Here is a 12,170-nt window from a genome sequence, read left to right on the forward strand (position 1 = left end):
CCTGCCGAATATCTGTCGCTGATCTCCAACGCCATCCGCATCTCCCTCGTCGCATCTAGTACGAAGGAATCACGGTCGCCGAAGCCACGCAAATCACGCCAGAGTCAGATCATCCGCTCAGCGGTATAACGACCAGGGCGATGCATTCTCGGATGGTAAGCCGACACCTTCGAATGCCGGTTCGTTCTCCGGCCCGGTGCCGCCCTGACACGGCACGCCCCCTTCACACCGCCAGATAGCGCTCGCGAATGGTCGGGTCGGCCATGAAGGCGGAGAACGCACCCTCGTAGCGGATTTCGCCCTTTTCGATGACGGCCGCGCAGTCGGCGATGGCGGCGGCGAAGGCGAGGTTCTGTTCGGAGAGCAGGATCGACAGGCCCTCGCCTTTCAGCTCGACGATGGCGCGCGCGAGGTCTTCGACGATGACCGGGGCTATCCCCTCCGAGGGCTCGTCGAGCAGGAGGCAGCGCGGGTTGCCCATCAGCGTGCGGGCGATCGACAGCATCTGCTGCTCGCCGCCGCTCATCTCCGCGCCGCGATGGCGTCGCCGTTCGGCGAGGTTCGGAAAGAGCTCGAAGAGGCGGTCCGGAGTCCAGGCCCGCCGGCCGTCGGCCGGCGGGCGGCGGCCGACCTCCAGGTTTTCGGCCACCGTCAGATCGCGGAAGACGCGGCGGTCCTCCGGCACGTAGCCGATGCCGAGCCGGGCGATCCTGTGCGGCGGCAGGCCAGTGATGGGTTTGCCCTCGAAGACGATCCGGCCGCGGCGCGGCGGTACCAGCCCCATGATCGCCTTCAGCGTGGTCGACTTGCCCGCTCCGTTGCGCCCGACGAGCGCCAGCACCTCGCCCGGACCGAGATGAAGCGAGAGGGAATGCAGGATATGCGCCTCGCCATAGAAGGCGTCGATGGCCTCGACCTCAAGCATCGGCGGGCGCCTCGGCCGACGCGGGCGCGACCGGAGCGCCGCCGAGATAGACCGCGCGGACCTCTGCGTTCTCGCGGATCTCCTTCGGGGTGCCTTCGGCGATCAGCCGACCGCGATCGAGCACCAGGAGCCGCTGCGCGAAGGCGAAGACCACGTCCATGTCGTGCTCGGTGAAGAGCACGCTGATCGCCCGCTCGCGGACGATCCTCGCCACCAGTTCCATCAGAGCATGGCGTTCGGCGGGCGCCATGCCCGCCGTCGGCTCGTCCATCAGCAGCAGGCGCGGGCTGCCGGCCAGCGCCACGGCGAGCTCCAGGCGCTTCAGGTCACCATAAGCGAGTTCGGCGCATGGACGCTCCGCTTCGTCGGAAAGTGCCACCAGGGCGAGAAGCCGATCGGCCTCCTCGGTCTGGAAACGGTTGGCGCGAGACCACGGATCGAAGGCGCGGCGACGCTGCGCGATCAGCGCCATCTGCACGTTCTCGCGCACCGTCATGGAGGCGAAGGTCGCGGTGATCTGGAAGGTGCGCCCGACGCCGAGCCGCGCAATCTTGCGCGGCGGCAGGCCGGCGATCTCGCGGCCCAAAAGCTTGATCGAGCCGGCGGTCGGGCGGAGTTGGCCGTTCAGCATGTTGAAGCAGGTGCTCTTGCCCGCGCCGTTCGGCCCGATCAGCGCCAGGACCTCGCCCTCGCGAAGGTCGAACGACACGTCGTCGACCGCGACGAGGGCATCGAAGCGCTTGGTGAGGTTGCGGACTGAAAGCGGCGCGGTCATCGGCCTGCCCGCCTTCTGGCAAGGCCGGTCCATAGGGCGAGCCGTTTCAGCCCGCCGGCGATGCCGTCCGGCGCGGCGACCACGACGAGGAGGATGATCAGGCCGAAGATGAAACGCCAATAGTCGAAGCGGCTGATCCAGTCCTCGATCACCGTGAAGACGGTGGCGCCCAGGATCGGCCCGGACAGCGCCTGGATGCCGCCGAGGAGCACCATGACGAGCGCATCCACCGAGCGCGAGATCGCCAGTTCGTTGGGAAAGACGCTGCCCTTGGCGAAAACGAAGAGCGCGCCGGCGAGCGCCGCGAAGCTGCCGGCGAGAGTGAAGGCGGCCCAGCGGTGGCGAGTGACATTTAGCCCGATCGCCTCTGCGCGCAGCGCGGAATCGCGCGTCGCCCGCAGCGCGTAGCCGAAGGGCGAATGGGCGATGCGCCGGATCAGCGCCAAGGCGCCGGTCGCCACCGCAAGGGTGAGAAGGAAATAGGCGGTGCGGGAGCTGGCGAAGGCGTCGGGCCAGACGCTCAGGATGCCGTCGTCGCCGCCGGTCAGGCCGCGCCACTGCATCGCCGCAGACCAGACGATCTGTGCGGCGGCCAGCGTCAGCATGGCGAGATAGACGCCCGACAGCCGCACGCAGAGCCAGCCGAAGAGAAGCGCGCCGAGGAAGCCGGTGCCGACGCCGACGAGCATCGAGGGGAGCATCGGCAGGCCGAGGCGCGCCGAGGCGAGCGCCGCGCCATAAGCACCGAGGCCGAAATAGGCGGCGTGGCCGAACGAAATCATGCCGCCGACGCCCATCATCAGATGCAGGCTGGCGGCGAACAGCGCCGCGATCAAGAAGTCGACGCCCAGCACCAGTCCGTAGGTCGGCAGAACCAGCGGCGATAGGGCCAGGAGAGCAAGACCGACGAGCAGGAGCAGGCGCGCCGGTCGACCGAGCGGCTGCAGCGGCGCTTCGGGCGCCGTCTGCGTGCCGGCCTCCATCTCGGGCCGGCCGAACAGGCCGTGCGGGCGGATCACCAGGACCACCGCCATCACCAAAAAGGGCAGAACCATGGCAATCGTCGGCAGCACCAGGATGCCGAAGGCGTTGAGCACGCCGATGATCACCGCGGCCACGAAGGCGCCGGTGACGCTGCCCATGCCGCCGATCACTACGACGACGAAAGCCTCGGCGATGACGCCGAGATCCATCGACAGGCTGACGACTTCGCGCGGCGTCTGCAACGCACCGCCCAGGCCCGCCAGAAACGAGCCGAGCATGAAGACGCCGGTGAACAGGCGCGCCTCGTCGACGCCGAGCGCCCCCACCATCTCGCGATCGGCGGTGGCGGCGCGCACCAACAGGCCCCAGCGAGTGCGATGCAGGACGAGCCAGATCAGCCCCAGCACCAGCGGCCCGACGGCGATCAGCAGGAGGTCGTATTGCGGCACCGGCTCGCCGAGGATGCGCACGGCATGGCCGAGGCCGGGCGCGCGTGGGGCGAGCAGATCCTCCGCGCCCCAAATCGCCAAAGTGGCGTCGGCGACGATCAGCACGATGCCGAAGGTCGCGACCAATTGGAAGAGTTCTGGCGCCCGGTAGATGCGACGCAGGACCAGCACCTCGACGACGCCGCCGATCAGCGCCACGGCGAGCGGCGCCAGCAGCATCGAGCCCCAGAAACCGAAGACGCCGGACGGCAGGTGCGTGACCAGCGAATAGGTCAGATAGGCGCCCAGCATGGTGAGCGAGCCATGTGCGAAATTCACCACCCGCGTCACCCCGAAGATGATCGACAGGCCAGACGCGACCAAGAACAGCGAGGAGGCGTTTGCGAGCCCGGTCAGCAACTGGGCGAAGGCAAAGCCCATCGGCAGATGTCTCCTGTGATGGCGAGATCGGGAGTGGTTTACGTCAGACGGTCTGAGGGACGATGACGATGAGCATAAATGTTGGCCCTTCCCTCGTCATCCCGACCTTGAGCCGGGATGACGTGTCGCGGAAAGCGCTGAGGGCGGCGAACAGACCGCGCCGCCGATCGCGCGGCCCATAGCCCCGCCCCTACTCCGCCGGGCGCATGGCCGCGGCCTCTTCCGGTGAAGGCAGATAATCGGCGCCGTCGGCATAGTGCCAGTCGACCATGACGCCGCCGCCGTCCTTCAGCGCCGTCTTGCCGACCCAGGCGCCCATGGTCGCCTGATGATCGGCGGCGCGGAAGTGGAAGGTGCCCGACGGCGCGTCGACCTCCAGGTTCTCCATCGCCGCCAGCAGATCGTCGGGATCGGCCGATCCCGCCTTCTTCAAGGCCGCAGCGATCGACTGCATGGCGTTGTAGCCGACCAAGGAGCCGGTCATCGGGTGCTCGCCGTACTTGTCCTCATAGGCCTTCAGAAAGGCCTGATGCTCGGGCGTGTCGATGCCGTACCAGGGATAGCCGGTGACGATCCAGCCCTCCGGCGCCTCGCCGCCGAGCGGCTCCAGATAGTCCGGCTCGCCCGACAGCAGGCTGACCACGTCGCGTCCGTCAAACAGGCCGCGAATGTCGCCCTCGCGCACGAACTTGGCGAGATCGCCGGCAAAGGTGACGTTGTAGATCGCATCGGGCTTCGCCGCCTCCAGCGCCCGCACGGTGGAGCCGGCGTCGATCTTGCCCTGGGTCGGCCATTGCTCCTCGACGAACTCGACTTCCGGCTTCAGCCGCTTGAGTTCGGACTTGAAGGCCGCGACCGCATCCTGGCCGTACGCGTAGTTCGGCGCGATCGTCGCCCAGCGTGTGGCGTCGAGCTTGGCGGCCTCCTCGGCGAGCATTGCCGCCTGCATGAAGGTAGAGGGCCGCAGCCGCCACGTGTAGCGATTGCCCTGCGACCAGACCAGCGCGTCGGTCAGCGGCTCGGTCGCGAGGTAGAGCACCTTGCGCTGCTTGGCGAAATCGGAGAGCGCGAGCCCGATATTGGAGAAATATCCCCCCCAGATCATCGCCACGCGATCGCTGGCGACCAGCTCCTCGGCGACGCGGATGGCGTCGGCCGGCTGGCCATTGTCGTCGCGGCTGATCACCTCGAGCGGGCGACCGTCGATACCACCGGCTGCGTTGATCTGGTCGAGCGCCAGCTGCCAGCCCTTCTTGTAGGGCACCGTGAACGCAGGCAGACCCGTATAGCTGTTGATCTCGCCGAGCTTGATCGGATCGGCGGCCAGGGTCGGGGCGGTCAGAAACGGCAAAGCGGCCGTCGCGGCGATCGCCGCGAGCAAGGTACGCCTCAGGATCATGCGGAAGGTCCTCTTGCTGTGGTTCGTTCGGCCCGTCTTCGACGACCGCAATCGACAGGCCGTCAGAAAGCATCCTGCAACGATCCACGCAAGGCCTGAGCGCCCCTGTCGAGCGTCGAAACCGACCGAGGCTTGGGTCCATAACGGCATCCGCCTCCTCGGGCTACGGCCTGATGAGCGCCAAGCCGGTCTCCGGATCCTTCTGTTTGCGCAGATGCGCGGGCGACTCGGTGATCACCACCTCCAGCGTCGGGCGGACATGCGCCTTTTCGAGATGGCCGGCGAGCGCACTCCCGTCCCGCCGGCCAAGCACCAGATGGACGTGAAGAGCGGGCTTGCCGTCGGCCAGAGCGATATCGCCGACAAGCGAGGCGACTTCCACCTGCTCCTCGACGGGAATGTGCCCGTATTCCTTCGTCTCCCAGTCGAAATAGGCGAGCACCGCATCGCTGAACGCCCCGATCGCGGTGATCTGGGCGGCCGAGAGATTCTCCGTCTCGGCCACCCTCTGCAGGCTCTCCATCACTTCGTCGCCCGTCTCGAGCACCACGACGAAGGTCCGCTGTCCGGCATCCTCGTGAAGGAGCTTCGATCGCATGACGCATCCTTTCGCTTTGCATGAGGTCTGACCGGAACACGGGGGCCGAGGCCTCGGTTCCTGGCAAAACGGATGCGGCCCGTAAGTCAGAGCGGCTTCAGTCCGGCCTCGATCTCGGCCCGCCGCGGCTCCAGGAACGGCGGCAACGCCAGACGTTCACCCAGAGCCTCCAGCGGTTCGTCGGTGGCGAAGCCCGGTCCGTCCGTCGCGATCTCGAAAAGGATGCCATTCGGCTCGCGGAAATAGAGGCTGCGGAAGTAGAATCGATCGACCGGACCGCTCGATGGCAGCCGCACTTCGTCCAACCGCGCCGCCCAGGCCTCGTAGTCCTCGTCCGGGATGCGGAAGGCGACGTGATGGACGGCGCCCGCTCCCTGCTGAGCCGCCGGCAGCTCGGGCTCGACCGCGACATGCAATTCGGCCGCCGGCCCACCCTCGCCCATCTCGAAGACATGAACCACGACGTCGGCGTCGTCCGCCATGCGATAGACCCGCGTCTCGCTCATGTTCATCAGACGGGTCAGCACCTCGGCGGTCGGCGCGAGCGCCGGGACGCTGATGGTGATCGGGCCGAGACCGCGAATCTGATGGGCTGTGGGCACCGGGCTCTTCTCCCACGGATGGGCCTCGCCCGCTCCGCCGTCGTCGATCAAGGTCAGGCGCTGCCCCTCGAAATCCTCGAAGTCGAGCACCAGACGGCCATCGCGCAATACGATGCCCTGGTGCGCCACGCCGGCCCGCTCCAGCCGTGTCTGCCACCATTGCAGCGTCGCCTGGCCGGAGACCCGGAGCGCCGTGCGGACAATCGAATGAGTGCCGCGCCGCTCGCGCGCCGCGGGCCAATCGAAGAAGGTGAGATCGCTGCCCGGCGAGGCCAGGCCGTCCGCGTAGAACAGGTGATAGGCCGAGACGTCGTCCTGATTGACTGTCTTCTTCACCAGGCGCAGCCCCAGCGTGTCGGTGTAGAAGGCGAGATTGCGCGGCGCATCGGCGGTGATCGCGGTGAGATGATGAATGCCGGTCAGTTGCATGGCGGGATCCCCCGTCAGAGTTTCGGGAACGAACGGTCTGGGCGAAGCGTGCCCGCGAAGACGGCGGGTCATCGTTCACCCAACCAGTCGCGGATGAGAGGAATTTCAGCCTGCGACAGGCCGTGGCCAGCGGGACAAAATTCATGCCGCACGTCGGCCCCAGCCCGTCTCAGAAAAGCGGCGAGGCGCGCCGGATCGTCCGGCGGCACGATCGGATCGGCGGTACCGGACAGCATCAGAACCGGCTTGCCGGAGAGGTCGACCGCGGGCGGCGCCTGCAGCGGCACCATAGGCCGCAGCAAGACCGCGCCGGACAACGCGTCTGGTCGCAGCAACAAGAGCGCCGCCGCGATATTGGCACCGTTGGAAAAGCCGAGTGCGATCGGCGCCTCCAAACGGTAGGCAGAACGAGCCTCGGCGATGAAATCGGCGAGATCACCGGCTCTCTTCCGCACATCGTCCTCGTCGAAGACGCCTTCCGCCAGACGGCGAAAGAAGCGCGGCATGCCCGCCTCCAGCACAGGACCGCGAGGCGAGAGCAAAGCCGCGCCCGTCGACACCGTGCGACCGAGCGGGATCAGGTCGGTCTCGTCGCCGCCGGTCCCGTGCAGGAGGAGCAGCGGTGGCCGCGAGGCCGCGCTGGCCAGTTCGAAGCGATGCTGGAAGGACAGTGCGGGCACGGCAAACCTCGTTCGAAGCAAACGCCGCTCGCAGCGGCATTCGATCCTCGCAGAAGTCTTAATTGGGACGCTTTTCAGAGTTTACGAAGGTTCCAAAGCGTTGACAGTGTGTCCTGCGTCGGCTGCCGGACCCGCATTCTGTCCGACAGTTCTTTCACAGCATCCGCCTCCTGACCATTTTCCTATTCAAATCAATGATGTGGCTTTTCTCGTGATAAGGCTGCCATAGTAGTAGATGAGCGGACCGAGTCGGGCCGATCGATTCACGACCGCGACAGGCATTCGACCATTCAAGGACCTATCCATGCCGCAGCATCAGGCCGGCCTACCGGGACTGATCGAAGACTTCACGACGGCCGATCTCGGCCTGCATCGCCAGGAACACCTCGCCGAGGCCATCGTCTCCGAGGATCGGCCGGCGCTTCTGCTTTGGCGCGCGCCGCGCGCTCTGATCGTCGGACGGCTGGACACCCGGCTGCCGCGGTTCGCCCAGGCGACCGAGACCCTGCGCCAGGAGGGCTGGCCGGTGCTCATTCGTCGTAGCGGCGGCGCGGCCTGTCCGGTATCGCCGGGCACCTTGCAGGTCGCCCTCGCCCGCACGGTTCGGCCGGGGATGACGACCGAAGCCCTCTATATGGAGTTGGTGGACCGCCTCAACGACGGCCTGGCCGCCTTCGGCCTTCGCGCGACCACCGGCATTCAGCCAGAGGCCTTCTGCCCAGGCCGTTTCGACATGTCGCTTGGCGGCCGCAAGGTGGGTGGCCTGTCGCAGCACTGGCGCCAACGCGGCGGGCGCTTCGACGCCACCACGGCGGTGACCCTCGTGGTCGACGAGGATCGCAACGAGTTGGCCCGCATCAATAATCTCTTCTATCGCACCGCCGGCGGCAGCCAACGATGCCGCGCGGAAGCCATGGGGAGTGTCGCCGCAGCCTTGCCGCAGCACGGCCTGACGAACGAAACGCTGATGCACGACCTCGGCGCGCACATCGCCCGGTCAGTTGCCACTCGCCGCTACGAAACGGCGACCGAGCCGGCATCACAGACGGACGATCCGGCTACTTCGACCCTGCAGAGCGAAATCGGCATTTGATCGTCGGCAGAGGCGAGAGCCCGCCGTTCCGGCATCGCCAGCAGGCTGCGACACGAGGGGCAGTTGACGAAGGTCAAAGGCCGCGGCGCACGACTGCGCTAACTTGGCGTGCATGATCCGGCGACCCCTTGGGTGCACGCGTGCGTTGCCGTAACGTATCCGCCTTCGGAACTGCTGCCATGAGCCCCACGTCCAAGCCCCACCTATCCGCTCTCGGTCCCGTCGCCGGCCATGTCGCGAGCTGGGCGGCACCGCTGATGTTCTGGAGAAGCGCGGGTTGCGGCTATGCCGAGGCCGGGGCCTCTCAAACCCCCGGCCATTCGGACGGCATCATTCCGGCGGTCTGGCCCGATCCTGCGGGCAAGCCAAAGCTGGGCGGCGACGCCGTCCCCGGTCCGGCCAAGCCGGTTTCGCACTGACGGGGCAGAAGTCCGAGCTTAGGGGCTATTGGCTATTGCCCGGCGCGCTGCGACCGACGGACCCCGCCCCGGCCTCCGATACCGTCGCGCGAATGCCAAAGTCCCGACATCGGGTTCGGCGGCGCGGACCGGCGGTCAGGTCACGCTGCCGATCACGCGCTTCCGCTCACCCGCGGTCGAAGCGGACCTCGGGCAGCGAGCGCAGGCGTTCGGCGGCCTGCTCGGGCGTCAGGTCGCGCTGGGCTTCGGCCAGCATCTCGTAGCCGACCTGGAACTTCTTCACCGTCGCCGAGCGCAGCAGCGGCGGATAGAAGTGGGCGTGCAGCTGCCAGTGCGGCGCGTCGCCCGCGTCCGGGCCGGTCGGCGCGCCGTGCCAGCCCATGGAATAGGGAAAGTCGATCTCGAACAGATTGTCGTAGCGGATGGTCAGGCGCCGCAGGATGTCGGCGAGACCGTCGCGCTCGGCTTCGGTCAGATCGGTGATGCGCTGGACGGGACGGCGCGGCAGCACCAGGGTCTCGAACGGCCACACCGCCCAGAACGGCACGAGCACCAGCCAGTCGTCGTTTTCGACGACGATGCGGCTGCCCTCGGCCGCCTCGCGAGCCGCATAGTCGACGAGAAGCGAGCGGCCATGCCGGGCGAAATAGTCGCGCTGGCGGACGTCTTCCTTGGCTGGCTCGTTGGGCAATGCGTCGCCGGCCCAGATCTGGCCGTGCGGATGCGGCATCGAGCTGCCCATGACGGCGCCCCGGTTCTCGAAGATCTGCACCCAGCGATAGGTCCGGCCGAGGTCGGTCAGCTGCTCGGCCCACATATCGACGACCTTGCGGATGGCGGCATCGTCCATCATCGCCAGCGTCAGGTCGTGGCGCGGCGAATAGCACAGCACCCGCGCCGTACCTCTCACGGGGCTGAGGCGCATCAGTTCGTCCTCGCTGCCGCCATCCAGCGGAACGTCGGGCTGCATGGCGGCGAAGTCGTTGGTGAAGACGAAGGTGTCGCTGTAGGCCGGGTTGACGTCTCCGGTGACGCGCGTGTTGCCTGGGCAGAGATAGCAGCCGGGATCGTAGGACGGCTTGTCCTCGCGCGCCGTCTTCTCCTGGCTGCCCTGCCAGGGCCGGCGGGCGCGGTGCGGCGAGACCAGCACCCACTCCCCGGTCAGCGGGTTGAAGCGGCGATGCGGGTGCTCACGCGGATCGAACTCGGACATGATGGTGCTCGTCATTGATACCGATGAAGCCGGGATACCGGTGAAGCCGGCGGGTGCCGCTCAATAGGCGCGGTTCTGTTCCCAGCGCCACGCCGTCTCGACGATGGTGGCGAGATCGGCGAATTGCGGGGACCAGTCGAGGCTTTCCCTGGCCCGCCGGCTGTCGGCGACGAGGACGCCGGCATCGCCCACGCGGCGGGCGCCGAAGCCGTGCGGCACCGGCTTGCCGGTCACCGCTTCCGCCGCCTTCACGACCTCCAGGTTGGAGAAGCCGGTGCCATTGCCCAGATTGAAGATCGCTGCGCCCGGCGCCTTGTCCATCCAGCCGAGGGCCGCCAGATGCGCCGAGCACAGGTCGAGGATGTGGATGTAGTCGCGCACGCAGGTGCCGTCCGGCGTGTCGTAGTCCGTGCCGAAAATCTGCAGCGCCGGGATGTCGCCCTTGATCGCCCTGAGCACGTTGGGGATGAGATGCGTTTCGGGATCGTGCGCCTCGCCCATGGTGCCGTCCGGATGGGCGCCGGCCGCGTTGAAATAGCGAAAGCACACCGAGCGCAGGCCGTAGGCCGTGGCGTAGTCGGCCAGCACCTCCTCGATCATCCGCTTGGTGCGGCCATAGGAGTTGAGCGGCGCCAGCGGGTGGTCCTCGTCGATCGGCGTGCGGATCGGGTTGCCGTAGGTCGCGGCGGTGGAGGAGAAGACGAAGCGCTCGACGCCCGCCGCCCGCATGGCCTCGAGCAGGTTCAGCGTGCCCGCGACGTTGTTGCGATAATAGGAGGCGGGGTCGGACACCGAGTCCGAAACCGAGATCAGCGCGGCGAAGTGAAAGACCGCCGAAAAGCGCTTTTCGGCGAAGAGCGCGTCCAGCGCGGCGCGGTCGGCCAAGTCTCCTTCGACCAGGCGGGCGTTTCGAACCGCTTCGCGGTGGCCGCTCACCAGATTGTCGAAAACCGTGACGTCGAAGCCGTTCTCGGCCAACAGCCGCGTCATGTGAGAGCCGATGTAGCCGGCTCCGCCGCACACCAAAACCGAGTCGCCCATGGCAGGAACTCCACCTGTTGCCTCGCCCGCAGATTTAGGCCCTTTTGCCGCCAATCGCAAGATAGAGAAGAAAAAAGAAAATTTTCGAAAGCACGCTTATGCGTCGGCTGCCGGGTCTTCGGCGATCTCCACCGCCAGCCCGGCCTCGCGCAGCCGGTCGACGATCGCCGGATCGGCACCCCGGTCGGTGATCAGCAGGTCGGCCTGCGCCAGGCCGGCGACGAAGGCGGTCGCCACGGTGCCGAGCTTGGAATGATCGGCGAGGACGACGGTGCGGCGGGCGGCGGCGATCATCGCCTGCTTAATCTCGGCTTCGGCGATGTTGGAATTGGTGATGCCGCGGCGATGGTCGACGCCGTTGCAGCCGATGAAGGCGATGTCGGCGTTGACGCGCTCCAGCAGCAGCGTGCCGAGCGGCGCCACCAAAGCGTGCTGGAGCGGCCGCAGCGTGCCGCCGGTCACCACCACGGTCGCCTCCGGATGGCGCTCCAGAAGCAGCGCGATGGTGAGCCCGTTGGTCACCACCGTGAGGCCCTTGCGCTTGCCGGGCAGGAGCTCGGCGAGCGTCGTGGTGGTCGAGCCGACGTCGATGATCACCGTCTGGCCGTCGTGCACGTGGCGGGCGGCGGCCGCGCCGATCGCCCGCTTGGCGCCGGCATGGGTCTTGGAGGCGACCTCCAGCGGCAGTTCCTTGCCGGGATCGGTCAGCGCCAAGGCGCCGCCGCGCGTGCGCACCAGACGCCGCTCGGCCTCCAGCGCCCGCAGGTCCTGGCGCACGGTGACCGCCGAGACGTCGAGCCGCCCGGCCAGATCGGAAACGCTCGCCTGCCCCCGCTCGCCCAATACTTCGAGAATGGCCTGATGCCGCAAGGTGGCCTGAAGCGACGACACGGAAAGCGCCTCCTTCGCAGAATTCGCGGGGATTGGGCCGCGCAAGACCTTATGCGGCGGGGCGGCGGGGCAGGCAAGGCTTGAAGGACGGGCGGCGGTGGTTTGGGCAGCGGATTTGGGCCGAAGAACGAACCCGCTGCGCGGGAGGGCACCCGCGGTTGAGGTTAGAGGAGACAGGCCGAAGTCGCGCCTGCATTGAGCGTCGTGCGGCAGGGGCAGAGCATGACGGGCTTCTTCAACAAGGAGCCCGAC

Annotated in this window: 12 protein-coding genes; 2 read left to right on the forward strand and 10 right to left on the reverse strand. The window is 67.5% G+C overall.

All coding sequences use genetic code 11. The annotated features are described in order from the left end of the window. Positions 1-223 precede the first annotated feature (223 nt). From SMD10_RS23795 to SMD10_RS23825, 7 genes are all read right to left on the reverse strand, one after another. Entirely contained in the window at positions 224-925 is a 702-nt protein-coding gene (locus SMD10_RS23795; protein ID WP_331688232.1) for an ABC transporter ATP-binding protein, read from the reverse strand. Further along, entirely contained in the window at positions 918-1,700 is a 783-nt protein-coding gene (locus SMD10_RS23800) for an ABC transporter ATP-binding protein (protein ID WP_331688233.1), read from the reverse strand. Before SMD10_RS23800 ends, SMD10_RS23795 begins: the two co-directional genes overlap by 8 nt. Next, a complete protein-coding gene (locus tag SMD10_RS23805; RefSeq protein WP_331688234.1) occupies positions 1,697-3,553 on the reverse strand; it encodes an ABC transporter permease in 1,857 nt (618 codons plus the stop codon). Before SMD10_RS23805 ends, SMD10_RS23800 begins: the two co-directional genes overlap by 4 nt. A 190-nt stretch (positions 3,554-3,743) precedes the next feature. Further along, positions 3,744-4,952, reverse strand: a complete 1,209-nt coding sequence (locus SMD10_RS23810) for an ABC transporter substrate-binding protein (protein ID WP_331688235.1) — start codon at positions 4,950-4,952, stop codon at positions 3,744-3,746. Between the two features lie 163 nt (positions 4,953-5,115). Continuing rightward, positions 5,116-5,550, reverse strand: coding sequence for a PPC domain-containing DNA-binding protein (locus SMD10_RS23815; protein ID WP_331688236.1), 435 nt, complete (start codon positions 5,548-5,550; stop codon positions 5,116-5,118). An 86-nt stretch (positions 5,551-5,636) separates the two neighbouring features. Further along, positions 5,637-6,581 (reverse strand): ring-cleaving dioxygenase, encoded by a 945-nt coding sequence (locus tag SMD10_RS23820; protein WP_331688237.1) that lies wholly within the window; start codon positions 6,579-6,581, stop codon positions 5,637-5,639. 68 nt (positions 6,582-6,649) lie between these two features. Further along, the gene (locus tag SMD10_RS23825; protein WP_331688238.1) at positions 6,650-7,261 is read right to left on the reverse strand and encodes an alpha/beta hydrolase; all 612 of its coding nucleotides are present in this window, start codon (positions 7,259-7,261) and stop codon (positions 6,650-6,652) included. A gap of 304 nt (positions 7,262-7,565) precedes the next feature. Here SMD10_RS23825 and SMD10_RS23830 point away from each other — a divergent pair, with 304 nt between their 5' ends. Both SMD10_RS23830 and SMD10_RS23835 read left to right on the forward strand, forming a co-directional pair. Further along, on the forward strand, positions 7,566-8,354 hold the full coding sequence (locus SMD10_RS23830; RefSeq protein WP_331688239.1) for a lipoyl protein ligase domain-containing protein: 789 nt from the start codon (positions 7,566-7,568) through the stop codon (positions 8,352-8,354). Between the two features lie 179 nt (positions 8,355-8,533). Further along, on the forward strand, positions 8,534-8,773 hold the full coding sequence (locus SMD10_RS23835) for a hypothetical protein (RefSeq protein ID WP_331688240.1): 240 nt from the start codon (positions 8,534-8,536) through the stop codon (positions 8,771-8,773). Between the two features lie 166 nt (positions 8,774-8,939). Here SMD10_RS23835 and SMD10_RS23840 read toward each other — a convergent pair whose 3' ends face one another. From SMD10_RS23840 to SMD10_RS23850, 3 genes are all read right to left on the reverse strand, one after another. Continuing rightward, positions 8,940-9,986 carry a UDP-glucose--hexose-1-phosphate uridylyltransferase gene (locus SMD10_RS23840; RefSeq protein WP_331688241.1) on the reverse strand — a complete coding sequence of 349 codons (1,047 nt, stop codon included), beginning with the start codon at positions 9,984-9,986 and terminating at the stop codon, positions 8,940-8,942. A gap of 60 nt (positions 9,987-10,046) precedes the next feature. Then, a complete protein-coding gene (gene galE / locus SMD10_RS23845) occupies positions 10,047-11,027 on the reverse strand; it encodes a UDP-glucose 4-epimerase GalE (protein ID WP_331688242.1) in 981 nt (326 codons plus the stop codon). Between the two features lie 96 nt (positions 11,028-11,123). Continuing rightward, on the reverse strand, positions 11,124-11,918 hold the full coding sequence (locus SMD10_RS23850) for a DeoR/GlpR family DNA-binding transcription regulator (protein ID WP_331688243.1): 795 nt from the start codon (positions 11,916-11,918) through the stop codon (positions 11,124-11,126). Positions 11,919-12,170 lie beyond the last annotated feature (252 nt).

The organism is Consotaella aegiceratis, from assembly GCF_036541425.1.
GTDB classification, from domain to species: domain Bacteria; phylum Pseudomonadota; class Alphaproteobacteria; order Rhizobiales; family Rhizobiaceae; genus Consotaella; species Consotaella aegiceratis.